Origin of the sequence: Burkholderia sp. PAMC 26561, from assembly GCF_001557535.2 — a bacterium.
Classification (GTDB): Bacteria; Pseudomonadota; Gammaproteobacteria; order Burkholderiales; family Burkholderiaceae; genus Caballeronia.
The window spans coordinates 1536430-1560744 of the sequence record NZ_CP014307.1; the positions used below are offsets into that span (position 1 = coordinate 1536430).

A 24315-nucleotide genomic window follows, 5' to 3' on the forward strand; every position below is an offset into this window, starting at 1 on the left:
TATGGAGGTTGCTGTGATCTTCCGTACGCAGTTGATCAATTTCGATAATTTTGAATCACGGAGATCTGAATGAAGACCACGACTCTTTCCACATTGCTCGCCGCCTGCCTGATCACGAGCGCCCCGCTGGTCCATGCACAGACGGAAGCCGCGTCCACCACAATGGCAAACCCGCTGTCCGATACGGACAAGGCGTTCGTGCAGGCAGCTTCAATGTCATCGTCCACCGAGATAGACGCAAGCAAGCTCGCGATGACCCATTCCAGCGATAAGGACGTGAAGTCCTTCGCGCGGCACATGATGATGGATCACACGAAGCTCACCGTGCAGTTGAAGATGGCGGCCCCCAAGGGTGTGACGGTTCCGAAGGACAACTCCGATACATCGATCCTGGATTCGCTCAAGCCGCTGAAGGGCAAGGACTTCGATACGGCTTACATCACGAAGGTCGGCGTCGAGGGACACAAGCAAGCGGTCGATGCATTCCAGAAGGAAATCTCCGACGGGCAGAACGCTGACCTAAAAACGGCTGCGCAAAAGGCGCTGCCGACAATCCAAGATCACTACAAGATGGCGCAGGCGCTTGCAACGAAGAAGGGCGTGTCGGCGCAATAACGTATCGGCCGAACGGAACTACGGGAGTGACTTCATGAAAGATGGAAAGCGAATTGTTCTGGCAGGTTTGTTCGCCGTCGTATCGACAATCGCATTGGCGCAAAGCGGTGGTGCGGGCGGTAATGCCGGTGGCGGAAATGGTAACGGTGGCTCAGGCGGCGGAAATGCGCATAGCGCCGCGACCGCCGGTATGACGAGCGGCGGCGACCCTGCATCCGGCACGATGGCCAAGAGCGGCAAGACGCACAAGAAGATGGCCCGCAAGTCCGCGACGGACACGACCAACATGCCGGGCGCGGACGCAAGCAGCGACACGAAGGGACAGTAACAAGCAAGAAGGGCTGACCGGAAGAGCGCGGCTTCGCAGTCGCGCTTTTTCACATGAACGCAGATAACGTGCAGGAGCATGCAATGGCGCAGACAGTAGGCGACTTTATCGTGGCGAGGCTTCATGCGTGGGGCGTGCGCAAGATGTTCGGTTATCCCGGCGACGGCATCAACGGCGTATTCGGTGCAATGCGCCGCGCGCCAGACCAGATCGAGTTCATTCAGGCGCGGCACGAGGAAATGGCCGCGTTCATGGCATGCGCGCATGCCAAGTTCACGGGCGAACTCGGCGTGTGTATCGCGACCTCGGGACCAGGTGCATCGCATCTGATTACCGGCCTCTACGACGCTCGCATGGACCACATGCCCGTGCTCGCCATTGTCGGGCAGCAGGCACGCACCGCGCTTGGCGGCCATTATCAGCAGGAGCTGGATCTGTCGTCGCTGTTCAAGGATGTCGCCGGCTCCTTTGCGCAGCAGGCTACGGTGCCTTCGCAGGTTCGCCATCTCGTTGATCGTGCGGTACGGATCGCGTTGTCCGAGCGCCGTGTGACGGCGATCATCCTGCCGAACGATTTGCAGGAAATGCCCTACGAAGAACCGGAACGGGCACATGGAACGTTGCACTCGGGCGTGGGCTGGACCGCACCAAAGGTGGTGCCTTATGCCGCCGATCTCGAACGCGCGGCTGCGGTGCTCAACGATGGGCGGCGGGTCGCGATTCTTGCCGGCGCAGGCACGCTCAACGCAAGAGAGGAATTGATCGCGATCGCCGACAAACTTGGTGCCGGCGTTGCAAAGGCGTTGCTCGGCAAGGCTGCCTTGCCTGATGACCTGCCCTGGGTCACTGGATCCATCGGGCTGCTCGGCACGGAGCCGAGCTACAAGCTGATGGCCGAGTGCGATACGTTGCTGATGATCGGCTCGGGCTTTCCATACGCCGAATTCCTGCCGAAGGAAGGCCAGGCGCGCGGCGTCCAGATCGACCTGAAGGGCGACATGCTGAGCCTGCGTTACCCAATGGAGGTCAACCTGCAGGGCGACGCGGCCGAGACCTTGCGGGCGCTGTTGCCGCTGCTCGAGCAAAAGACGCAAGGTAGCTGGCGCGACCGCATCTCGCGATGGAACCGGAGCTGGCACGAGACGCTTCACGACCGCGCGATGCAAAGCGCGACGCCGGTCAATCCGCAACGCGTGGCGGTCGAGCTTTCATCACGTCTGCCGGACAACGCAATCGTCACGAGTGACTCGGGTTCGTGCGCGAACTGGTACGCACGCGACGTCCAGGTGAAAAGCGGCATGATGTGCTCGCTCTCAGGCGGTCTTGCATCAATGGGCGCAGCGGTTCCCTATGCGATCGCTGCGCGCTTTGCGTATCGTGATCGGCCCGTGGTTGCGATGGTCGGCGACGGCGCGATGCAGATGAACAACATGGCCGAGCTGATCACGCTGATGAAATACCGGAAGCCGACCGACGCCGCGTGGGTCTGCGTGGTGTTCAACAATCAGGATCTGAATCAGGTGACGTGGGAGCAGCGCGTGATGGAGGGCGATCCCAAGTTCGAAGCGTCGCAGCAGATTCCCGACGTCCCGTATCACAAGTTCGCGGAACTGATCGGCATGAAGGGGATTTATGTGGACGATCCCGAGCGTCTCGGCGCCGCATTCGATGAAGCCCTGGCTTCGGACCTGCCGGTGCTTGTGGAAGTGAAGACGGACCCGAACGTGCCGCCGCTGCCGCCGCATATCACGGTCAAGCAGGCGAAGGCGTTTGCTTCGACCTTGCTGCAGGGCGACCCCGAACAAGGCAGCGTGATCCTCGATACCGCAAAACAGGTGCTGGCTGGCGTATTGCCTTCGAAGAGCTAGCTCGGCACGCGTGGTGTTCCGTTTTACGAAGGAATTCCACGCCGCCGAGGGCAAACGGGCGCGGGCAACTTCGCACGGTCCTCAGCTTCTTTCGTCAGCCGACGGAAATAATCGGCGGTTCGCTTCAGTCCGTCATCGAGTTCAGTGGCCGGTTGCCAGCCAAGCGTGTTCTTCGCAAACGTGATGTCCGGCTGCCGGTGACATGGATCGTCCATGGGTAACGGCTCGAACACGATTTCCGACGACGACCCCGTCGACTCGATTATTCTTCGCGCAACCGCGAGCATCGACAACTCGTGTGGATTGCCGAGGTTCATGGGTCCCGTCACATCTTCAGGGCTGTTCATCAGGCGAATGAAGGCATCGATCATGTCATCGACATAACAGAACGAGCGCGTCTGCGAGCCGTCGCCGTAAATGGTGATCGGCTTTCCTGCTAGCGCCTGCATCATGAAGTTAGAGATGACGCGGCCATCTGCGGGATGCATGCGCGGACCATACGTATTGAAGATCCGCGCGACCTTGATCGACAAACCATGCTGCCGCCGATAATCCATGAAAAGCGTTTCGGCGCAGCGCTTGCCTTCGTCGTAACACGCGCGAGGTCCAAGCGGATTGACGTGTCCCCAGTAGTCTTCCCGTTGTGGATGAACGCGGGCGTCGCCATAGACTTCGCTTGTCGATGCCTGGAAGATTCTCGCCTTCACGCGCTTGGCGAGGCCGAGCATGTTGATCGCACCGTGCACGCTGGTCTTCGTTGTCTGCACCGGATCGTATTGATAATGAATCGGCGAAGCAGGGCACGCGAGGTTGTAGATTTCATCCACTTCCACATAGAGCGGAAACGTCACGTCGTGACGCATCAGCTCGAAGTTCGCGCAGTCCAGCAAGTGCGCAATGTTGTCCTTCGTCCCGGTATAGAAGTTATCGACGCACAGCACGTCATGCCCGAGCGCCACGAGTCGTTCGCACAAATGCGAGCCGAGGAATCCGGCGCCGCCGGTCACCAGAATGCGCCTGCGATGATGTTCTTTCATGATGATCCTCGGATGCTTGAGTTAGCTCGTGACATGACGCAAGGTCTCGTTCCAGTCCGCTGCGAACCGGTCGATATGAAAGCGCTCAATGGCGACCTTGCGTGCGCCGTCGCCCAATAGACGCGCTTCTTTAGGATCGCGGATCAGGCGCTGCATTGCATCGACCAGCGCAGCTACGTTCGTGTCGATGTAACCGCTTTCGCCATTGCGAATCACCGTTGCGAGTTCGGTTGTCGCGAGCCCGATGATCGGCATGCCGATGGTCATCGCTTCGACTATGGCGAGACCCAGGCTGGTCCAGCGAATAGGGTTGAAGAAGAACCGATATTGCGCCGAAAACGCCGCAAGTTCCAGATTGCCGATCTCACCCAGACCGCCCGCTGATTGTGCATCCATGCCGACGAGATCCAGCGGCACGTGCTTGATAACATCGGCGTAGACATCGTTACCCAGACGCCGGCCGCGCTGCCGCAGATGATTGATGACTACAATGCCACGTTCTTTCTCGCCGGTGTACCGCACGCCATCGGGCACGATCACGCCGTGTTCGATCACGCGTGTCGGTGTCGCGCCGCAGTCCCACATGAGCTTGTTGAAATGCGTCACATGGACGAGGAGCGTGTTGGAATCGTCTACCCAATGACGCTGCTCGAACGGGTTTTCCTGTGGCGGATCATGTTCAATATAGACGCGCGGTAGGCGGCGTTGCGCATCGCTCAGCAGATTGACGCGGTCGTCATCCCATTGGGTTTTATGCTGGAACAGGATTACATCGAATTCCTGCGATGCGACTTGTTCTGCAGGCACTTCATGCACGTTCGCGCCCCATGGCAAAACACCACCGCTACCGGCGTACCCTGGCGGATTGCCGGGTTTCGTCACAAGATGGAAGTCATGATGCGCCTGGGTCAGGTAGTAGAGATAGTTGCCATGCACGTGCCATGTAAGAACGCGCAGGCGTCGTTGAGCGTCATTCGGCATGAGTGGTCGCGTAGTGTGAGAGTTGGTTCAAGGCGGCGTCGACCACGTGCTCTGCATGCACGTTGAGTGCGCACGGATGTCCGTAGGGACACTCACGAAACGCGCATGGCCGACAAGACGGATAATCGGCGAGCACGCGATGCCGGTCGCGGTCGAGCGGTTCCCATCTGCGGGTGTCGCTGCCTGACGCGACTACTACACTGCGCGTTTTCATGGCGGCGGCGACGTGCGAAAGACCGGTATCGTTGCAGACCACCAGCCGAGCGTTCGATACTAGCGCGGCAAGACCGCCCAACGGCGTTTTTCCTGCGAGGTTGATTGCACGGCCCCTCATTGCAGAGGCGACGCGCGTGGTCAGCAAGTGCTCGCTTGCCGCGCCGGTGATCGCAATTTGCCAGCCTTCGCCGGCAAGTGTCGATGCAACTTGCGCGAAGCGCTCAGCAGGCCAGCGGCGCGAAGGCAGTTGAGCGCCGGGATGGATCAGCACGAGACGATCGGGTCTTAGCCCGAAAACACGCGCCAGACGGGCATATTCCGCAAGGTCTTCATCATTTAGCGGAATCTCCAGACTTGTATCTTCCGCGCCGCAACCCAGGGCCTGCATCAGCGTCGTATAGCGCAGGATTTCATTAACCGTTCCAGGCCATTCGACAAACACGCCATCCCGTTGCGGCTCGCCCGGTTGCACGAAGCCTGCATTTGAAGATGCGTCCATCCGCCCGACGATATCGTTGGCGATGCCTCCGCTCCCGTGCATCTGGATGGCGAGATCGAAGCGACGTGCGTGCATGTCTTGCCAGAAGCCTTCCAGATGCTCGTTGGTCTCCGCTTGCTCCGGGAAGCCGATTGCGCCAGGAAAAACGATCAGCTCATCGACGAGATGCGCATAGCGTGTGACGAAACTTTGCGCCCATGGCAGGCCAATTAACGCGATATGCGCACCGGGCTTCGCTTGCCGCAATGCACGCAACGCGGGAACGGCGCACAGCATGTCACCGAGTTGCAAGGCACGAAAGATCGCGATGCGCTCGGTCATAAGAAGAGCACCTTGAACTTCAGCGCGCCATAGAGCCGCCAGTAGATCGAAAGGAAAGGGATGACGACGGAGGTGCACGCCATTTCCATCAGGTGCGATGGTGCGCGCGAGGTATGCCTGAGACGCGTGATGCAAAACCGTGCGGTCAACGCAAGCCAAGCGATCACGGAGAGTCCCGAGAGCTGTGCGTGGCCATAAGCGCCGGTAACGACCGCAACGATGGCCGCCATGATGATCGCGTAATACAGCATCGGTGGTGCGCGGCGAATGCGGGCTTTGAACAGCGCCGGGTATTTCTTGTACAGCAGCGCGTCGAACTGGCTCTTCTTTTGTTGCGACATGCTTACGCCCCATCGTGCGGGACGTACCGGGTGCAGCACGATCGCATCATCGGCACGGGCGATCGGTATGCCTGCTTCCATGAACGCGAAATGCAAGTCGGAATCTTCACGCCACGCGGCGGTGAACCGGGCGTCGAATCCTCCAATGCGTTCCAGCGCCGAGCGTTGTGCAAAGGTATTGGCCGTTGCAAATTCTGCGTGTGCGAGGCCGGCGGCATCGTTTTCGTAGTCGGTCGGACGGCCGCTCAACGGCACGATGATGCGTCCCGCCACGGCGCCCGAACCTTCCGCAAGGACGTTCATACCTGATGACAACCAGCGCGCGTCGGGTTGCGTATCGTCGTCGGTGAACGCAATGCTGCTCGCTCGCGATAAACGCCAGCCCGCGTTGCGTGCGCCAGCCGGACCTTGTGTCGCGGTGACAGGCAGATAGCGTACACGCGGTCCGGTCTTCGCGCGCTCGTGTGCGATGCGCTCAACGGTTGCGCGGGTTGCATCGTCCGGACCATCGTCGCAGACAATGATCTCGAAGCGCGCCGGGTCATAGTCCTGCGTCAGGATCGACGCGAGGCAGCGTTCGAGCATCGCCGGGCGCTTGTAGGTCGGCACGACCACGGAGATGTCGGGCGTTGCGGCGAACCGCGAATCATCCGTTGACTTCTCGCCTTTACGCAGCACGTTTTCGAAAGCATCAGTCGGGCTCGCCGCGAACGTACTCATGCGCGGACCCCATTCTTCTCGATCAGGAACGAACCGATCACGAGTGCGTCAAGCGGCGACGTCCAGAAGGATTCCAGCGCGTCACGCGGAGAATTAACCATTGGTTCGCCGCGCGTATTGAAGGACGTGTTGACCAGCACGGGCACGCCTGTGCGTTTGCGAAAGGCATCGATCAGATCGTAGTAAAGCGCATGCTGATTGCGGTTCACTGTCTGCACGCGTGCGGTGCCGTCGACGTGCCGCACAGCAGGGATCTGCGTTTCCTTTGCGGGGTGTACATCGAAGATGAACAACATGAACGGCGCTACACCGCCGTCCACGAACCACTCGCTGGCGTACTCTTCCATGATGACCGGCGCGACCGGCCGGAAGTCCTCGCGATCCTTGATCTCGTTGAGCTTGGACTGCATGGACGGATCGATGGGCGACGCGAGAATGGAACGTGCGCCAAGTGCGCGCGGACCGAATTCCGTGCGTCCCTGATACCAGCCGATCACCTTGTTTTGCGCAAGGATGTCAGCCGTTTCAGCCGCTATATCATGCATCCGCCGATACGGCGCCTTGGTCCACTTGAGCAATTGCTCGATTTCGTCATCCGCGTATTCCGGGCCGAGATACGCATGATCCATCTGCCACTTGCGCGAGCGGTCACCCGTTTCCGCACGCTCGCGATAGTCGATCCAGAGCGCGGCGCCCAATGCGGTGCCCGCGTCGCCCGATGCAGGCTGCACCCAGACTTCCTTGAACGGGCTGCGATCGCGTACGCGCGCATTCATCACGCAGTTCAGCGCCACGCCCCCGGCCATGGAGAGTTTGTCGAGACCGGTTTGTTCGTGCAACCAGCCAGCGAGTTTCAGCACGGTTTCTTCCAGCACGGCTTGCAACGAATGGGCAATGTCGAAGTGTCGTTGTTCAAGCGGGCCGCCGCGTTCGCGGGCAGGCCCGAAGCGTTCTACAAGACGTGGCGCGTCTACTGTATAAGTGCCGTCCTGCCGGTACTTGACGATCTCGTGGAACGCATCGATGTGCTCAGGTTTGCCGTAGGAGGCGAGTGCCATCACCTTGTATTCATCGGAGGAGTGCAGGAAGCCGAGATAGCCGGTTACCGTCTCGTAGAGAAGCCCAAGCGAATGCGGCAACTCCACCTGCTTCAGCCGCTTGTATTCGCCATCGACAAATTGACCGAGGCTCGTTGTCACGCCTTCACCGCGGCCGTCCATGGTCAGCACGGCGGTATCGGTGAACGGCGCCGCGAGAAACGCGCTCGCTTCGTGCGAAAGATGGTGGTCGACGTAATGCCACTCGAAGCGCATCGCGCGCCCGTTGCTGCGAAAGCGTTTTATCAGATGATGCGGTGCGCCGTCGATCAACTGCGCACGCGCATTCATGATGTAGCTTAAAAACAAGGGGTCCCACGGCGATTCCGAAGGATTCGACAGCGGCTTGAGCCCCGGCTCGAGCGGCAATTCGATGGTCGCGCCCGCGTGCGTCGGCATGGACGAAAGCAGCTTCGGATCGTACGAATACGCAACGTGGTCAACATCTGCGAGTTCGATGCCGGCTTCCTTAAGGCAATAGTCGATGGCATCGAAAGGCAGTTGCCACGTGGAAAACGGCACAGGCCGCTTCGCATGCTTGATGTGCGTGAAGCGTTCATCCTCTGCTGCTGCAATGACTACGCCGTCCTCGATCAGCACAGCGGCGCTGTCGTGATACACCGCGTTGATGCCCAATGTGTACATGGTTGAGTCGCCTTGATTAGGAGAAGGGTTCACGAGGTCGCGCGGGTTGCTTGCGTTGCTGTGGATACGGGTTCGTCGTGCAGAAGCTGCATGGCGGCACTCACTACCTGTTCGACCGATACCCCCGTCAGGCACGCATGGTGTCCTTCGGGACAGACGCTGCGGTAGCACCAGCGGCACGGCACATCGTGGTGGAGCACGCGGTGCGGTGTCTGCCACGGCGTGTGCTGCGGGTTGGTCAGCGCATATAAATCGACGACGGGTGTACCCAGCGCAGACGCAATGTGCACCGGCCCGCTGTTATTCGAGATCAGCACTTTCGTGCGTGCGATCAGCGCGGCAAGCTCTCCGAGTTCGAGCACGCCGGCAAGGTTGACCGTCATCCAGTGCGATCCGCCCGCCTGGGCGCAAACTTCGGCTTCATCCGGGCCGCCTGTGATCAATACAGGCCAGCCGGTCGTGTCGGCGAGTTGCGCGGCTGCTTGTGCAAACCGCTCGGCGGGATAACGTCTTGATGCTGCCGTGGCGCCGGGGTGCATCGTGATGAAGGGTTCGTCGATCGAGAGGCCCCGATCAGCAAGCTTGATTGCCAATGACTCGATGTCGTCCGGGCGCACGTTGAAATGCATGCGCGTGTTGTTCGAGTGCGCGCCGACGTGCTGCACCAAAGCAAGTTGCCGTTCGACTTCGTGACGCGTGCCGGTCTGCGGCTCCGGTTCCGCAACCCAGTCGGTCAGCAACGCATACGGATTCTCACGACAGTGCGCGAGCCGCCTCGGGATGCCTGCAAGGTGACACAACATGGCGGCAGGCATCGGGTTCTGGCTATATACGGTGAAGATCACGGCGGCGTCGAAACCTTCCGCCTGAAGATGCGAGCGCATGTCGAGGTCGGTCGCGGCATTAACTGTACGGTTGTTCTTGACCCAGGGCGCTTCATACTCGATCACGTTGTCCACGTCATCGATATAACGTGCCGCCTGCGCTCCCGATCGCGACGCCAGCAGCGTGATGTGCCGTCCCGGCGCCGACGTCCGTAACGCATGCAAAGCGGGCGTGGTCATCAGCACGTCGCCGAGGTTGTCGAGGCGAATGCACAGGATGCGCTTGATATTGTCGCCCCAGGGTTGCGCGGACCGTGTAGCCGGCGCGCGCGCGTGCGACTCGATGACGATATTGACCACGGGTGCCTGCTTCATTGGACAAGCTCCGAGGTTTGCGTGGCTTTTTCGATTACACGCGCAGCTTCGTGGAGATCGGGCGCCAGGCACAAAGGTTCTCTGTACGGTCCGCGACGCCACACCGTCTCATTGCCGTTATCGATGAGAATGGTGCGGCACCCCGAACGGTTTCCTGCTTCCACGTCGTCGAGAATGTCACCGATGAACCAACTTGACGCAAGCGCGATGTGATGATCGTCCGACGCGTTGAGCAACATGCCTGGCAGCGGCTTGCGACAGTCACACGAGCGGTTGTAGGGCGCGACCATGCCCTCCGGATGATGAACGCACCAGTAGACGCCGGACAATGTCGCGCCGCATTCCGACACGAGTTCGTGCAAACGGTCTTCAACGGCGTCCAGCGCTTCGACAGGAAACTTGCCCAGCGCCACGCCGCTCTGATTGCTGATCACATAGAGCGGAACCTCGAGGCGCGAGAAAACCTGCAAGGCCTCACGCGCACCAGGCGCGAGCTGCATTAGTTCAGGTTTGACGTTGTACGGAACGTCGACAAGCAAAGTCCCGTCCTTGTCGAGAAAGACGGCCCTGTCCGGGACCCTCGGCGCGGGAGCTATTGGCTGTGACTTCATGCCGACGCGCCCCCGACGGCGCGCAGGGTTGCGACTTCTCCCTCGTTTGCAGTAATGCCTGAAACGCGCGCATAAACGCTTGCTAGCGCGTCCGCAACACCGTCCCATGTGAACATCTCGCGTGCGCGTGCGAGACCCGCCTCGCCCATCGTTCGTGCAAGATCAGGACTACTTTTTAACAAGATCAGGGCATTTGCCAGTGCAGCCGGATCCTTCGGTGGAACCAGCAATCCGGTCTGACCGTCGGCGACCGAGTAACGAATGCCGCCAACGTCGGCGCCAATCACAGGCGTACTGCACGCCATGGCCTCGAGCGGTGTGATCCCGAACGGTTCGTACCACGGTGTTGTCACAAATACATCTGCCGCATTGTAGTAGAGACGCAAACGGGAGCGCGAACGCCGTCCGAGAAAATGAACACGATCGGCCACGCCACATTCCTGTGCGATTCCTCGCAGGCGGCCTATCTCCGGCGTGGCGATCTCGTTCGCCTCATCGGAATTGCCTCCGACTACATAGAGATGCGCCGCGTCACTCTGTTTGCCATTGCACAGACCAATCGCGCGCACCACGTTGTCGATCCCCTTTCGCGGGACCATCCGTCCAAGCTGCAGCACGATAAAGCGGTCTTGCGGCCACCCCAATTCGGCGCGGGCTGATTCTTTATCAGACGGATGAAATTCGTCGCTGTCGAAACCGCATGGCACCAGGTCGATCCGCGCCGGGTCCGCACCGTAAAGCGACACGAGATCGGACGTATCCTGCGGGCATTCGGCTATCACCGAATCCGAACGACGTACCAGCGCGTCTTCTATGTCGAATCGATCATCGGGAAAACCGTCATCCGAGCCTTGATGCAGACGCCTCACGCGGCCAAGCGCATGGAAGGTCGTGACGAGCGGTACGCCCAAGGCTTCCTTCACGCGAAGGCCAACGAGGCCCGACATGAAGAAGTTTGCATGTACGGCGTCGTAGCGCGTGGGTTCGTTTCGGAAGAACTGGATCACGAATCGCGAGAACTCCTCCATGAATGGCAGCAGTTGCTCCTTGGGCAGTTGCCTTGCTGGCCCCGCCGGTACATTGATGACCCGCGCTCCCTCGAACTTCGAGATCAGCGGCAACAACGACCTGTCGCAGCGTGTGAAGACATCGACTTGATGTCCCTTTCGGGCAAGTTGACGCGCCACATTCGCCACGTAGATATTTTGTCCGCCACTGTCGACGCCGCCGGCAATAGCGAGCGGCGACGCATGTTCGCTGATGAGTGCGATCTTCACGATGGTGTCCCTGGAGAAGGTCTTGGCTTGGAGCAGGTCGCGCCCGCTGAAGCTTGGGCGGCTGGACCAGACACAGCATTCGTTGTGCCACTCGTGAAGCGAACGAAAGAAGCGTTGGTTCGTTGCGATACCTACGCATTTATTTTGCGTGCGTTTCCCCTGCGTTTCATTTAGGGTGCGCGTCGTGTGGTGACTGCTTCAGGACCGGGCGTATGTGCGTTCGGCGAGATGCACCGCACCGCGCATGCGTGCGACGTCGTCAGGAATCGCGCGACGCCGCGCGAGCGCCCACGGCAATGCCGCGAACAAAGAGAAAGCGTCGCGGGGAAAAGTGCCTTCGCGGCGAATGATCTTGATGGCAACGCGCGTGGTGTTCCACGCTTCGCGCCATGGCAGACGCATCCACGCAACCCACGCCGCATTGCGGGCAAGCAAGCGCCGGCGCAAGCTGCTGTCGCGTATCGGTGAGGGATGATGGTGAAGAACAAGTTCGTCTGCGTACACGATCGCGAAGCCACTCGCGAGCACATCGAGCGCCACCAGCTCTTCTTCCCCGCCAATGAACAGGCGCGGTTCGTAACCCCCTATCTGCCGATAGAGCAACGTGCGGAAGACGCAGGCTCCCGCCATATATCCGATCAACGAAGGACCGGGAAGGCCGGCTGCGTCGAGCGGGCTGCGCGCCATGAGTTGACACGTGTCGTCGGTTTCGCCGGCGTCATTCACGAGAATACGGGCATTGAGCACGCCTACCCGCGGCGCGCTGTCCAGCAGTTGTACCGCCCGTTGCAGCGATCCGGCGTGCCACCACGTGTCGTCGTCGCAAAATGCTACGTACTCCGTGGTGACGCTGCTCACGCCGACATTGCGCCCCGCTGCGCCGAGATTCGTCTGCGCAATGATGAGCGTCACATCGGGGAAGCATTCGGCAATCTGCTGCGGGGTGCCGTCGGTCGAGCCGTTGTCGACGACCACCACGCGCGGCTGCTCCGGCAGCGCGCAAAGCCTGCTGAGCGTTTCGAGCACCTGCGCGCAGCGGTTGTAGGTGAGCACCACCACCGATATCCTTGCCCTTGCTTCCGTTTCGGGTACGGGCTCGAAATCAATATTAGGCGCATCGCTTTTCATTTGGCTAGTTCGAGCTTCCAGCAGCGTTCGGTACAAAAGACATCGTCGTAGCCCTCCGGTCCGAATGCTTTGAGCTGACTTGCGTACGCTCTGACCGCCTCGCGTTTTAGCGCCTGGTCGTGCTGGTTCGCGCGCCAATGTCCGGGCTCAGGCGTCGCACTGATCCCTCGTGCGGCAAGATCCGCGAGACGCGCCTGCAGCAGGCCCGACATGCGGCGGTAGAGGGCGTCTTCGTAAGCGAAGCACTTGAGCGCAGGGTTTGCATTCCACACATCGATGCATGCGCGGTGCACGAGTTCGTGATCCGAATGAAACAGGCCCAGGGGAACAAGAAGGGTGCGAGCAGCATGAAGACGCACTGCTTCGCCAAGCTTGCTCGCGATTGATTCGACGGTTGGAGCCGTCCCGTAAGGAGCATATTGCGCATCGAGAAAGTCGCCGCGCTCAGCGAGCGCACCCAGGACTTCCAGCGCGAAATCGTCTTCGCATGCGCGTTCGCGCATCGCCTCTGCTGCGTTAGTAAAGCCGCAGTGCTGGTCCCAGTCAGTTGTCACGTCTTCAGCAGGGCATCCAGAGAAGACGGTATGGACCACCGACCCCGGATGCGCCGCGATGAAAGCACCACAACTGAATACGGCGTCGTCAAAATGCGGGGACACGACCAACGGGTGCGAGATATTTTCTGGCATGGCGTTTTCGGGCTGACATGGTCCGACCAAAAACGCAAAACGCGGACCTGATGCCGGGATGCTCTCCCACGACTTCAGGTCCGCGTTCGACAGGACGTATCCCGTAGCGAAGACGCCAAGGTTTATTCGGCTGGCGAGAACGCCCTCACGCGTGTGCGAATCTCTTCGAGTTCGCCGGTCGTGTACGGACGCTGTTCGGCGTCGATTGCTCGCTGATAAGCCGCGCCGTCCGGCAGACGGTTTAGCAGCGCACGGATTTCGCCGGTCATCGTATGGTCTGCCGGTTCGAAGGAGTACAGGCGGAGTTTTTTCTCGCCGCGTTCATACATGAACCAGGTGCATGTCGCGAACACAACCACGCCCACGATTTCCTGGAGACCGAGGATGAACGTAGCAGGAAGGTCCCAGGCCTCCAACATGACGATCGCAAGCAACCCTGCAATGGCGAGCGTACCCGTTGCGGCAAGGCTGTCGCGCATGTCTGCGACGAGCCGTTGTTCGCGTCGGTTTAGTTCGAGGCGGCTCGGCGCCACAAGATGGGTCTGTGGGGAATGGTCGAAAAGAGGGAGTGATGCCATGGTGCGGGTTCCATCGAGTGAATCGGAGTTTCAACCTGCTTCCAGTGAATTAACGGGCACCCGACGGAAAAGTTGACGCCAAAAATTGGGCGCGGATCAAAAAGAAAAGTGGGGTCATGCAGGTTTTTCCGACCGTCCATACAACTGCCGGATTCCATGCATCGGGGCAACGCGGTCGCCCGGCAGATCATGCATTGCGCGCTGCATTCGGTGTTTGTGCCGGCTGAACCCACATAGGAGTTAAAATTGTCGATGGATCTGAAAACGTACCAGCGGGACAGCCCGGGTGGACCAAGGCAGCTTGACCGGAGGAGCGCCCGACGTAGAACCGTCGGTGCAGGCGCCGCCATTTGACACCGGCGACGAACTCGACGCGGGGCAGCCGCCAGACCTGACGGACACGACGGCAACTTAGGTACGAATCACCTTTGGAATCATGTGCTTCTGTCCCTAAAAAATGCTGTTTGAATATAATGGCCACCGTCCTTGCCTGATCGGGCAATACGCTTCCGGATGCAAGAAGGTAGTAAAAGAACGAGCATCGGGGCGTTTTCCTCCCGTGGTATTCGCATTGATGTGCCTGCCAGGATCATCGTTGCCGCGCGCGCGTTCAAGCAAGCGAACCGGCACCTATCGACCATTGAAGCGTCATGAACCGAGGCCCACGGAGTGAGTGAGACACCAACATCAACGGCGCCGCCACCTGGCGATGACGCGAGCCGTGAGAACGCAACCGGGGACGGTCCGGGAGCTGCGCACCGGTCGAGTACACTAAGCTTTCCGGTGGTCGGCATAGGCGCGTCCGCAGGCGGCGTCCAGGCGCTGCTGCGCTTTTTCGAAAATGCGCCGGCGGATATGGGCATGGCGTTCGTCGTCGTGTTGCATCTGTCGGCCAAGCACGTCAGCAGCGCGGACAAGGTCTTGCAGAACGTGACCCGCATGCGGGTGTTGCAGGTCAGCGGGCCGACTCCCATCGAACCAAACCACGTGTACGTCATCGCGCCGGGCAAGAGCCTGACCATGACGGACGGGCACCTGGACGCGAGCGATGCCGAGTCTCATACGGGCCGGCCGGTCAGCATCGACAGGATGTTCCGCAGTCTCGCGGAGGCACATGGCCAGCATGTCATGTGCATTGTCATGTCGGGTACCGGCAGCGACGGCGCGGTTGGGATCGCCACCGTCAAGGAGCGCGGCGGCGTGACGCTCGCGCAAGAACCGAACGACGCCGAATACGGTGAGATGCCGCAGAACGCAATTCAGACGGATCAAGTCGATCTGATTCTGCCGGTCGTCGAAATGCCGCAACGACTGCTGGATATCTGGAACAACGCCAAACGTATCGCGTTGCCGGACATCGATGCACCCGCGTTGACTCTGAACGACCGGGCCGACCGGCGTGGCGAGGCAGAGGTTGCGCTGCAGGACATCCTGTCCACGCTGCGCTCGCGTACCGGCCACGACTTCCGCTTCTACAAGCGCGCGACCATGTTGCGCCGTATCGAGCGTCGCCTGCAGGTGAACGGCGTGCCGGACCTGATCAAGTATCGCAACCTGCTACGGGAAAATCCGCGGGAAACGGGCGCGTTGCTGAAGGACATGCTGATCGGCGTGACGAGTTTCTTCCGCGATCGTGAAGCCTTCGAGTCGGTCGAGCGCGATGTGCTGCCCGCGCTGTTTCATGGCAAGAACGACGGCGATCAGGTCAGGGCGTGGGTTGCAGGATGTTCGTCGGGAGAAGAAGCGTATTCGCTCGCCATGCTGCTGACGGAGCAGCGGGAGTTGCTGCGCTCCACCGCAAACATCCAGGTGTTCGCCACGGATATCGATGAAAGCGCGGTCGCCCGTGCGCGTGCCGGCGTGTATCCGGAATCGATCATGTCGGACGTGCCGCCGTCTTCGTTGCGGCAGTTCTTCGTCAAGACGGGCGCGCACTACGAGGTCGTGAAAAGCATTCGCGAGAAGATCCTGTTCGCCATGCACAACGTGCTGCGCGATCCGCCGTTCTCGCGGCTCGACATGGTCTCGTGCCGCAACTTGCTGATCTATCTCGATCGCAGCGTGCAGCATCAGGTGCTCGAGATGTTTCACTATGCGCTTTATCCCAACGGGTATCTGTTCCTGGGCAGCTCCGAGTCCGCCGATTCGGTCGAAGACCTGTTTACGGTCGTGGACAAGAAGAACCGCGTGTATCGCGCGAAGGCTGCCAAGTTGCCGAACCGGCCTGCGCTTACTACGCCGAGCATGTCGAACCAGGGACGCTACACGAACGTCGAAGAAGAGGGGTATGCGCTGATTCCAGGGCGCCGCAATTTCTCGTTCAGCGCGTTGCACCAGCGCGTGCTGGAGCAATACGCGCCACCCAGCGTGATCGTGAATCGCGATTCGAAGATCGTGCATATGTCCGACAACGCCGGCCGTTTCCTGCGTTACGTCGGCGGCGAGCCTTCGAGCAACCTGATTGCCGTGGTCCTGCCCGAGTTGCGGCTCGATCTGCGCACTGCGCTGTTTCAGGCCGTGCAAACCGGCAACAGCGTGGAAGCGCGACGCGTGAAGCTGCAGCGCGATGGTCATCCGTCGTTTGTGAACATGACCGTGCGTCCGTTTCACGATGCCGCCGCCGACGCCGACTTCATCCTCGTGCTGTTCGACGAGGTGCAGGAAGCGATGACCGAAAACGCGGTGGCAGCGGAGCACCACGCGGGTCACGACACGGTGATGCAGCAGCTCGAACAGGAACTGCACCTGAGCAAGGAGCAGTTGCAGACGACTATCGAACAGTACGAAACATCGACGGAAGAATTGAAGGCGTCGAATGAAGAGCTGCAGGCCATCAACGAAGAGCTGAGATCGGCCACGGAAGAACTCGAGACCAGCAAGGAAGAACTGCAGTCTGTCAACGAGGAACTCATCACGGTCAATGCAGAACTGCAGGCCAAGATCGAGGAAATCGGCAAGGCCAACGACGACCTGCAGAACCTGATCACGTCCACGGACATTGCAACGGTCTTCGTGGATCGCGCGATGTGCATCAAGCGCTACACTCCTAGCGCGACCACCGTGTTCAACCTGATCGGCGCCGATGTGGGACGCTCGCTCTTCGACATCACGCACAAGCTGAAGTATCCCGAACTCGCCGATGACGTCAGCGCGACATTCCAGTCGCTGCGTCTGATCGAACGCGAAGTGGCGACCAACGACGGCCGCTGGTTCCTCGCGCGTTTGCTTCCTTACCGGACGGCGGACGATCGTATCGACGGCGCGGTGGTGAGCCTCGTTGAAACCACTGCGCGGCGCCGCGCTGAAGCGAGTGTGCGCGCCGGCGAAGAACGCCTGCGGCTGGCAGCCCAGACGACCAACGACTTTGCGATCATCGTGCAGGACCCCGATGGCCGTATCGTGAGCTGGAACGCCGGGGCCGAGCGCGTGTTCGGTTATTCGGAGCATGAGGCGGTGGGGCAGAACATCGATGTGATCTACACCTCCCGAGACAATGAGGACGGTGTGGCTGGCCGTGAGCGTGACATCGCCCAGCACGACGGCCGCGCCGACGACGAACGCTGGCATCTCGCGAAGGGCGGGCGCAAGGTCTATTGCAGCGGTGTGGTGACGCCGTTGAACGACCCGAAATTCACCGGGTACGCGAAGATCGTGCGCGACCTGACCGATCGCAAGACGCAAGAAGATGTGCGCCAGACGCAGCTTGCGGAAGAGCGCGCGGTGCGGGCGCAGGCCGAGGCCGCGAACCGGCTGAAGGACGATTTCCTGGCTGTGCTGTCGCACGAGTTGAAGCATCCGCTCAACCTGATTCATGTGAAAGCGGAAATGTTGCCGCGCATTCCGGAAGCGCGTGGCGTGGCGGCCATCCAGCTCGCGGCGGACGCTATTCAGCGGGCGGTGCTGGGACAGGCGAAGATCATCGACGACTTGCTGGACTTGTCGCGCGTGCGCACCGGCAAGCTCGCGCTCAATCTCGCGATGAGCGACGTGGCGCAGATGCTCGCGACCATCGCGGACGCCATTGAGTCCGAAGCGGCGTTGCGCGGCATAACGCTGTCATTCGATGGACTTGGCGCGCCGCTCTGGACCAAGGTCGACCCCGTACGCTTTGATCAGATCGTGTGGAACCTGCTCTCCAACGCGCTGAAGTTTACGCCGCGCGGCGGGACGGTTTCGGTGCGGCTGACACAGGAAGGTGACGAACTGCGCATCGATGTCGCCGATACTGGCCTCGGGGTCGACGCGCCGCTGTTGCCGCATATCTTCGAGATGTTCTCGCAGGGAATCGAAGCGCGGCGCAAGACGGGCGGCGGCATGGGTATCGGGCTCGCGCTCGTCAAGCAGCTCGTGGAAATGCACGCGGGCCGCGTACTCGCGCAGTCCGAAGGCGCCGGACGCGGTACTTTGATGCGTGTCTGGCTGCCAGTCGTCGATGGCAGGCCGGGAAGCGGCGACATGGCGCAGGAGCGCAACGGTTCGCTTGGCGGTGTACGCATACTGGTGGTCGACGACGACTCGGAAACCGCCAGCGCGTTCGCGGCGCTGCTGCAGCTCGAAGGTGCGGTGGTGGCGACTGCGCACAGCGGTAGCGAAGCGCTCACGTACCTCGATCATGAGTCCGTCGACCTGATGCTGTGCGACATCAGCATGCCCGGCATTGACGGTTACGAACTCATCGATCAAGTGCGGTCGAACGCGCGGCTCGCGAGCTTGCCCGCGATTGCGCTGACGGGATACACCAGCAGTGCGGAGGAAAATCGCACCCGGGCAAAGGGGTTCGATTTGCTGCTGACGAAACCCGTCTCGCTCGATGCATTGACCGCCGCTGCCGAGCAGGTGCTTTTATGGCGCGGCGCGCACGGTGGCGGCACGCACACCGGCCCATGACGCAACCGCTATTTGTGGATGTCGTCGCGCAGCAGAATGACATCGCGTGTGGTGACCGGCGACGCGTTGTTACCCCATGTCGTGCGGATGAACGTAAGCACTTGCGCGATCTCGGTGTTCGTCAACATGCCCGCATATGCGGGCATGTTTTTTCGCGGCGGCCCGTGCTGCGTGTCGGGCGAATTGCCGCCTTCGATCATCAGCCGGATCAGCGACGTGGTATCGGGGCCCAGCACGGCCGGGTTGCCCGCGAGCTTCGGATACTTTTGCGGCATGCCCTGCGCCTCGCCGCCGTGGCATTTAGCGCAATACGAGAGGTAGATCCCGGCGCCCGGCCGTTCGATGTTACCCGTGTGCGCCGCAGCCGTTGTTTGCTTCGCACCGAGCGATCGGGGCCTGTAGGCCCCTGAAGGTTGTTCTGCCGGCAGGCTCTTCAGATAATGCGCGATGGCATTCAGGTCATCGTCGTTCATGTACTGCATGCTGTCTTCAACGACCTGCACCATGCTGCCGAACGTAACCAGATCGCCGCCATGCCCTGACTTCAGGAACGCCGCGATCTCTGCTTCGTGCACGCGGCCGAGACCCGCGCCGGGGTCGCCGGTGAGGTTCGGTGCGAACCAGTGATCGTTGGTCCCGCCCGTCAGATATAACCGCGATGACTCCGTATAGCCGCGTTCCTCGTAAGCAGGACCGCGAGGCGTATGACACGCGCCGCAATGTCCCAGCGATTGCACGAGATACGCGCCACGGTTCCATTGCGCGTCGTGGTCCGTGCGAACGGCATAGAGTCCCGTCGGTGCAAAAGCGAAGTTCCAGAACGCAAGGGCCCAGCGTTGATTGAACGGGAACGGGAGGCGCGTGGGCGCTGCAGCCTTTGCGACAGGCTGAACGCCATGCAGGAAGTACGCGTAGAGGGCGTGCATGTCGTCGTCATCGATCTTCGAGAACGAGGGATACGGCATCGCCGGATAAAGATGCTTGCCGCCGCGCGCTACGCCTTCACGCAGAGTCCGCGCGAAATCGTCATAGGTGTACTCGCCGATTCCGTATTGTTTGTCGGGCGTGATGTTGCTGCTGACTATAGTTCCGAATGGCGACGCCATGCCGAGGCCGCCCGCGAACGGCGCGCCGCCTTTCGGTGCGGTATGGCAACCGGCGCAATCGCCTGCCTTCGCCAGATACTCGCCGCGCGCAATCAAGGCCTGATCGGCGGTCTGGCCGCACGCCTGTCTTGCAAACGAAAGCAGGCACGTGACGATGACGAGGGCGGATCTCATCGGGTTCACCATGGCTTGCACGGCGAGACGATCAGCGCTGCCATCGCCGTCACGATCAGGCCGAGCACGAACATCGGACTGGCGAGCATTGCGACGCGATAAACAAAGCGTGCGGCCCTGCGATCCGGATTCGGCTCCTTGCCCTCGCCGGTTGATCGCCACCCGCGCCACGCGGCGGCAAGGCCACCCAGCGCGACAGCCAGCGCAACCAGGCTCACCGCGCCGATGTACGCGTGCAAAGCGGGCATCTTCGGATGCGGCAACGGGTCTTGTGCGGGATAACACGACTGCGCGGCAAGCGCCTCGCAAACGCAAATCTGCACGATCCATGCGAGCGGTGCGCCGAGCAGCGCGTAGACCTGCTGCATGGCGTGGAGAAGGGGCAGTCGAGGTGCCGTCACGGCGTATCTCCTAGAGCACGTATGGGCTGATGTACAGCGTGGTGAAGATGAAGAGCCAGACGATATCGACGAAATGCCAGTACATCCCGCCGATGGTCAGCACGGTGTGACGCCGGTCATCGAAAAAACCGAGCGCGGTCCAGGTGAGCAGCACGGCAAGCACGATCAGACCGGCCACCACGTGCAACATATGAAAGCCCGTGATGGTGAAGTAAAGCGAGCCGTACAAATGCGATGCGGGTCCATAAGGATGGTCGTGCCACTCCTTCAACTGCACGTCCACGAAGAGCGCGCCCAGCACGATCGCGATGCTCATCCAGATCACCGCAAGACGACGCCGTTCACGTTTCACTGCGTGCTCGCACAACACCACAAACACGCTGCTGGTCAGCAGCACGGCAGTATTGAAGAGCGCCGGGCCCATCTTCGGCAGGCCGTCGGGTGGCCACTTGCCGCCACCTTGCGAGAACAGATACAGGTAACTGAAGATCAGGTAGCCGAACAACGCCGCTTCCGTGGCGATCAGCATCCACATGCCCCACCATCCGCCCGAATGCCTTCCTGACGTGCCGATGGGCAGCGGACGGTCGGCATTCACGGCGTCGTCGGTGATATCAGCCAAGTGCGCCTCCTTGCGGTTCGCGTTGCAGGAGCGCACGTTCGGGCCACATCCATGCCACGAGCGAAGCGGCGAAACCTGCCAGCATGACGAGTGCAAGCCACCAGATGTGCAGCAGCATGGCGGCGAACATCAGCGTGGAGGCGAGGCCCAGAAAGAAGGGCGCGTAGGAGTCGCCGGGCATCTTCAGGATGGCGTCGGGGCGGCCGTCGAGCGCGCGGGTCGCGAGCGCCTCGCGGCCGTGATCGAGGATCATGCCTTCGTCGAGTTGACTACGGCGTGCTGTCGGATTCTCCTGCCCCAGGCGGTCTTCCCATAAGGGGTGACCGCTCTCCACCACAGGTATGGTCGCGAAGTTGTAGGGCGGTGGCGGCGACGAGACCGACCACTCGAGCGTGGGCGCATCCCAAGGATTTTTTCCGGCCACAGGTCCGCGCTTATAGCTCCAGACAAGATCGCAGAGAAACATCAGCACGCCTGCCGCGAACACGAACGAGCCAATGGACGTCACCATGTTCACCGTGTTCCACCCCATGTCGCCGGAGTAGGTATAGATGCGGCGCGGCATGCCGAGAAGTCCTGCAATGTGCATCGGGAAGAAGCCGAGATTGAAGCCGATGAACATCACCCAGAACGTGATCTTGCCGAACCGTTCGCTCATCATCCGGCCGGTGAACTTGGGAAACCAGAACACCACGCCGCCGATCACCGGAAACACGTTGATGCCGAGCAGCACGTAATGCAGATGCGCGACGACGAAATAAGTATCGTTGAGTTGCCAGTCGAGCGGCACCGCTGCCGTCATCACGCCCGATACACCGCCGATCACGAACAGCAGCACAAAGCCGGCGAAGTAGAGGAACGGAACCTTGAACACGGGACGTCCAGTCCAGATCGTCGCGATCCACGCGAAGGTCGCGACCGCGCTCGGGATCGCGATGACCATGCTCGCGGAGCCGAAGAACGCGAGCGCCAGCGCCGGAATACCCGTTGCAAACATGTGATGGATCCACACGATAAAACCAACCACCATGGTTGCAACGGTCGACAACGCCACGGGCGTATAACCGACGAGCCGGCGACGGCAGAAGACGGGCAACGCATCGGAGACGATACCCATTGCGGGGAGCACGATTGCGTACACCCACGGATGCGCGAACATCCAGAACAGATGCTGCCAGAGCAAAGGGCGGCCGCCGTTGAGGACATCGAAGAAGTGCGTGCCGAACTGACGGTCGAGCCACAGCAGGAAAAACGCGAGGCTGACCGCGGGCACTGCCAGCAGGTTGCCGCCGGACGCAGTCAGCGTGCCCCATACGAGCACCGGCACGCGATCGATCGACATGCCCGGCGCACGCATGCGGATCAGCGTGACGACGAAATTCGCGGAACCCACCGTGGTCGATGCCCCGAGCAGCACCATGCCGAGCGCATAGATATCGATGTTCGGACCCGTGTTGTATTCGAGTCCTGACAGCGGCACATAGTTGAACCATCCGGCGTTCGGCGCTTGCCCGAACGGGAAACTCGAATAGAGAAAGATGCCCGCGAACAGGAATAACCAGTATGAAAGCGCATTCAGGCGCGGGAATGCCATGTCGCGCGCACCGAGGATCAGCGGCCACAGATAGTTCGAAAACCCCGAGAGCACGGGCAGGGCGTAGAGGAAGATCATCGTCACGCCGTGCATGGTGAAGAGCTGGCTGTACTGCTCGGGCGTGAGCACTGTTGCGTCGGGGCGGGCGAGTTGCACGCGCATGATCAATGCTTCCACGCCGCCCATCAGCAGGAAGATGAACGCCGTCACGAGATAGCGCAGGCCGATGCTTTTATGATCGACCGTCGATATCCATCCGCGCCAGCCCGGCGCCGTTTCCCATATCCCGGCGAGGCGTTTTTCGCGCGCGCTTCCCTCGGGCACGCGGCCGTATTCGGGGACACGCGCATCGGACGATGACAGTTCGCTCATGAAAGCGTCGCTCCTCTCTACCTATTTCAGTGTCGCGAGATACGCGGCGAGGTTCGCCGCTTCGTCGCGTCTCAACGCAATGCTCGGCATCAGCGAGTCAGGCTTGATGCGTTGCGCGCCCGTGATCCAGGCAAGCTGATTCCCTGCAGTATTCGTCAGCGTGCCCGCGGCTATGAGCCGGCGCGAGTCGAGATGGGTAAGGTCGGGCGCTTGCGCGCCTTGTGCGTCCGAGCCACGGATTGCATGACAGCCCGCGCATTTGTCGAGGAAGAGAGTCTTGCCGGCGGCGACGCTCAGATTGTTCGATGAAGCCGGCACCTGGGCTTGCCCCGCGCTCCACGCAGCAAAATCCGCGCGGCTTTCTGCGACGACTTCAAAAGCCATGTGTGCGTGCTGCGCGCCGCAAAACTGCGAACATTGCCCGCGATACACCCCGGGCGCATCGGCCTGGATCCATTGCTCGTTGGTCTGGCCGGGTATCGCCTGAGTCTTGCCCGCAAGTTTCGGAACCCAGAACGTATGGATCACGTCTGCGCTTTTCAGCTTGATGCGTACAGGTTCGCCGGCGGGAATGTGGATCTCGTTGGCGGTGACGAAACGCAGCGTCGGATCGGCGGCGTTGTCGTAGGCGACTTTCCACCACCAGTCGTAGGCGGTCACGGTGATCGTCAAAGCAGGAGTTTCTGCGGGCGATGCAACCCGGTTGAGCGTGACAAGTGCGTAGACCAGCATCGCGACGAGCACAGGCACGGAAAGCGCCACGCCGATCACGATCCATCGCAAGCCGCTGTTGCCCTGGACCAGTTGATCGAGCGGTGCGTCGGGACGGCGCCGGAAGATTGCGACAGCAAGCAAGCCGCCGACGATCACGCAGACCGCCACGCAAATTGCCGTGAAGATCCAGTCCAGTGTGAGGGTAGGCGCTGCAGCCGGCCCGGCCGCGTGAAGAAAATAGTTCAGCGGCGCGCTCTCGCCCGCGTGCGCTGACTCCGCCGCCGTCAACGGCATG

At 60.9% G+C, this 24315-nt stretch carries 20 protein-coding genes; 4 read left to right on the forward strand and 16 right to left on the reverse strand.

From position 1 onward, the window contains the following. Positions 1-69 precede the first annotated feature (69 nt). The 3 genes from AXG89_RS22595 to AXG89_RS22605 all read left to right on the forward strand — a co-directional run bounded on the left by AXG89_RS22595 (position 70) and on the right by AXG89_RS22605 (position 2811). A complete protein-coding gene (locus AXG89_RS22595; RefSeq protein WP_082771526.1) occupies positions 70-615 on the forward strand; it encodes a DUF4142 domain-containing protein in 546 nt (181 codons plus the stop codon). A 34-nt stretch (positions 616-649) separates the two neighbouring features. Continuing rightward, positions 650-943, forward strand: a complete 294-nt coding sequence (locus tag AXG89_RS22600) for a hypothetical protein (protein ID WP_062172488.1) — start codon at positions 650-652, stop codon at positions 941-943. Positions 944-1026: 83 nt separating this feature from the next. Further along, positions 1027-2811: a thiamine pyrophosphate-requiring protein gene (locus AXG89_RS22605; RefSeq protein WP_062172489.1), complete on the forward strand. Its 1785-nt coding sequence runs from the start codon at positions 1027-1029 to the stop codon at positions 2809-2811. Between the two features lie 23 nt (positions 2812-2834). On the opposite strand, the gene AXG89_RS22610 is transcribed toward AXG89_RS22605, so the two are convergent. The 11 genes from AXG89_RS22610 to AXG89_RS22660 form a co-directional block, all read right to left on the reverse strand. Further along, complete coding sequence (locus AXG89_RS22610; RefSeq protein WP_062172490.1) at positions 2835-3848, reverse strand: UDP-glucuronic acid decarboxylase family protein; 1014 nt, start codon at positions 3846-3848, stop codon at positions 2835-2837. Positions 3849-3869: 21 nt separating this feature from the next. Next, complete coding sequence (locus AXG89_RS22615; protein ID WP_062172491.1) at positions 3870-4829, reverse strand: glycosyltransferase family 4 protein; 960 nt, start codon at positions 4827-4829, stop codon at positions 3870-3872. Beyond that, positions 4819-5865 (reverse strand): glycosyltransferase family 9 protein, encoded by a 1047-nt coding sequence (locus AXG89_RS22620; RefSeq protein WP_062172492.1) that lies wholly within the window; start codon positions 5863-5865, stop codon positions 4819-4821. The genes AXG89_RS22615 and AXG89_RS22620 overlap by 11 nt, the downstream gene beginning before the upstream one ends. After that, positions 5862-6926, reverse strand: a complete 1065-nt coding sequence (locus AXG89_RS22625) for a glycosyltransferase (RefSeq protein WP_082771527.1) — start codon at positions 6924-6926, stop codon at positions 5862-5864. Before AXG89_RS22625 ends, AXG89_RS22620 begins: the two co-directional genes overlap by 4 nt. Beyond that, positions 6923-8668, reverse strand: coding sequence for a carbamoyltransferase family protein (locus AXG89_RS22630; RefSeq protein ID WP_062172493.1), 1746 nt, complete (start codon positions 8666-8668; stop codon positions 6923-6925). The genes AXG89_RS22625 and AXG89_RS22630 overlap by 4 nt, the downstream gene beginning before the upstream one ends. A gap of 29 nt (positions 8669-8697) precedes the next feature. Next, on the reverse strand, positions 8698-9867 hold the full coding sequence (waaF, locus tag AXG89_RS22635; protein WP_062172494.1) for a lipopolysaccharide heptosyltransferase II: 1170 nt from the start codon (positions 9865-9867) through the stop codon (positions 8698-8700). Further along, positions 9864-10478, reverse strand: a complete 615-nt coding sequence (locus tag AXG89_RS22640; RefSeq protein ID WP_062172495.1) for a D-glycero-alpha-D-manno-heptose-1,7-bisphosphate 7-phosphatase — start codon at positions 10476-10478, stop codon at positions 9864-9866. Before AXG89_RS22640 ends, waaF begins: the two co-directional genes overlap by 4 nt. Next, positions 10475-11755 carry a glycosyltransferase family 4 protein gene (locus AXG89_RS22645; RefSeq protein ID WP_062172496.1) on the reverse strand — a complete coding sequence of 427 codons (1281 nt, stop codon included), beginning with the start codon at positions 11753-11755 and terminating at the stop codon, positions 10475-10477. Before AXG89_RS22645 ends, AXG89_RS22640 begins: the two co-directional genes overlap by 4 nt. 198 nt (positions 11756-11953) lie before the next feature. After that, complete coding sequence (locus AXG89_RS22650; RefSeq protein ID WP_062172497.1) at positions 11954-12883, reverse strand: glycosyltransferase family 2 protein; 930 nt, start codon at positions 12881-12883, stop codon at positions 11954-11956. Continuing rightward, positions 12880-13572 carry a PIG-L deacetylase family protein gene (locus AXG89_RS22655; RefSeq protein WP_062172498.1) on the reverse strand — a complete coding sequence of 231 codons (693 nt, stop codon included), beginning with the start codon at positions 13570-13572 and terminating at the stop codon, positions 12880-12882. The genes AXG89_RS22650 and AXG89_RS22655 overlap by 4 nt, the downstream gene beginning before the upstream one ends. A gap of 122 nt (positions 13573-13694) precedes the next feature. Continuing rightward, positions 13695-14150, reverse strand: coding sequence for a hypothetical protein (locus AXG89_RS22660; protein ID WP_062172499.1), 456 nt, complete (start codon positions 14148-14150; stop codon positions 13695-13697). A gap of 783 nt (positions 14151-14933) precedes the next feature. Here AXG89_RS22660 and AXG89_RS22665 point away from each other — a divergent pair. Next, a complete protein-coding gene (locus AXG89_RS22665) occupies positions 14934-19037 on the forward strand; it encodes a CheR family methyltransferase (protein ID WP_069638407.1) in 4104 nt (1367 codons plus the stop codon). A gap of 8 nt (positions 19038-19045) precedes the next feature. Here AXG89_RS22665 and AXG89_RS22670 read toward each other — a convergent pair whose 3' ends face one another. From AXG89_RS22670 to coxB, 5 genes are read right to left on the reverse strand one after another with little or no spacing between them, the layout of a single operon-like run. Next, on the reverse strand, positions 19046-20317 hold the full coding sequence (locus AXG89_RS22670; RefSeq protein WP_236873438.1) for a c-type cytochrome: 1272 nt from the start codon (positions 20315-20317) through the stop codon (positions 19046-19048). A 5-nt stretch (positions 20318-20322) separates the two neighbouring features. Next, positions 20323-20718 (reverse strand): hypothetical protein, encoded by a 396-nt coding sequence (locus tag AXG89_RS22675; RefSeq protein ID WP_143325614.1) that lies wholly within the window; start codon positions 20716-20718, stop codon positions 20323-20325. 10 nt (positions 20719-20728) lie between these two features. After that, complete coding sequence (locus AXG89_RS22680) at positions 20729-21340, reverse strand: cytochrome c oxidase subunit 3 (RefSeq protein WP_062172501.1); 612 nt, start codon at positions 21338-21340, stop codon at positions 20729-20731. Continuing rightward, positions 21333-23306 carry a cytochrome c oxidase subunit I gene (gene ctaD, locus AXG89_RS22685; protein WP_062172502.1) on the reverse strand — a complete coding sequence of 658 codons (1974 nt, stop codon included), beginning with the start codon at positions 23304-23306 and terminating at the stop codon, positions 21333-21335. The genes AXG89_RS22680 and ctaD overlap by 8 nt, the downstream gene beginning before the upstream one ends. Positions 23307-23327: 21 nt before the next feature. Then, a complete protein-coding gene (coxB, locus tag AXG89_RS22690) occupies positions 23328-24314 on the reverse strand; it encodes a cytochrome c oxidase subunit II (protein WP_062172503.1) in 987 nt (328 codons plus the stop codon). Position 24315 lies beyond the last annotated feature (1 nt).

What these genes read in the sequence shown, in the direction of transcription:
- AXG89_RS22630 (WP_062172493.1), bottom strand. Translation starts at nt 8,668, where the DNA reads ATGTACACATTGGGCATCAACGCGGTGTATCACGACAGCGCCGCTGTG.
- AXG89_RS22655 (WP_062172498.1), bottom strand. Translation starts at nt 13,572, where the DNA reads ATGCCAGAAAATATCTCGCACCCGTTGGTCGTGTCCCCGCATTTTGAC.
- AXG89_RS22640 (WP_062172495.1), bottom strand. Translation starts at nt 10,478, where the DNA reads ATGAAGTCACAGCCAATAGCTCCCGCGCCGAGGGTCCCGGACAGGGCC.
- ctaD (WP_062172502.1), bottom strand. Translation starts at nt 23,306, where the DNA reads ATGAGCGAACTGTCATCGTCCGATGCGCGTGTCCCCGAATACGGCCGC.
- AXG89_RS22650 (WP_062172497.1), bottom strand. Translation starts at nt 12,883, where the DNA reads ATGAAAAGCGATGCGCCTAATATTGATTTCGAGCCCGTACCCGAAACG.
- AXG89_RS22620 (WP_062172492.1), bottom strand. Translation starts at nt 5,865, where the DNA reads ATGACCGAGCGCATCGCGATCTTTCGTGCCTTGCAACTCGGTGACATG.
- AXG89_RS22660 (WP_062172499.1), bottom strand. Translation starts at nt 14,150, where the DNA reads ATGGCATCACTCCCTCTTTTCGACCATTCCCCACAGACCCATCTTGTG.
- AXG89_RS22615 (WP_062172491.1), bottom strand. Translation starts at nt 4,829, where the DNA reads ATGCCGAATGACGCTCAACGACGCCTGCGCGTTCTTACATGGCACGTG.
- AXG89_RS22670 (WP_236873438.1), bottom strand. Translation starts at nt 20,317, where the DNA reads ATGAGATCCGCCCTCGTCATCGTCACGTGCCTGCTTTCGTTTGCAAGA.
- waaF (WP_062172494.1), bottom strand. Translation starts at nt 9,867, where the DNA reads ATGAAGCAGGCACCCGTGGTCAATATCGTCATCGAGTCGCACGCGCGC.
- AXG89_RS22610 (WP_062172490.1), bottom strand. Translation starts at nt 3,848, where the DNA reads ATGAAAGAACATCATCGCAGGCGCATTCTGGTGACCGGCGGCGCCGGA.
- AXG89_RS22605 (WP_062172489.1), top strand. Translation starts at nt 1,027, where the DNA reads ATGGCGCAGACAGTAGGCGACTTTATCGTGGCGAGGCTTCATGCGTGG.
- AXG89_RS22600 (WP_062172488.1), top strand. Translation starts at nt 650, where the DNA reads ATGAAAGATGGAAAGCGAATTGTTCTGGCAGGTTTGTTCGCCGTCGTA.
- AXG89_RS22595 (WP_082771526.1), top strand. Translation starts at nt 70, where the DNA reads ATGAAGACCACGACTCTTTCCACATTGCTCGCCGCCTGCCTGATCACG.
- coxB (WP_062172503.1), bottom strand. Translation starts at nt 24,314, where the DNA reads ATGCCGTTGACGGCGGCGGAGTCAGCGCACGCGGGCGAGAGCGCGCCG.
- AXG89_RS22625 (WP_082771527.1), bottom strand. Translation starts at nt 6,926, where the DNA reads ATGAGTACGTTCGCGGCGAGCCCGACTGATGCTTTCGAAAACGTGCTG.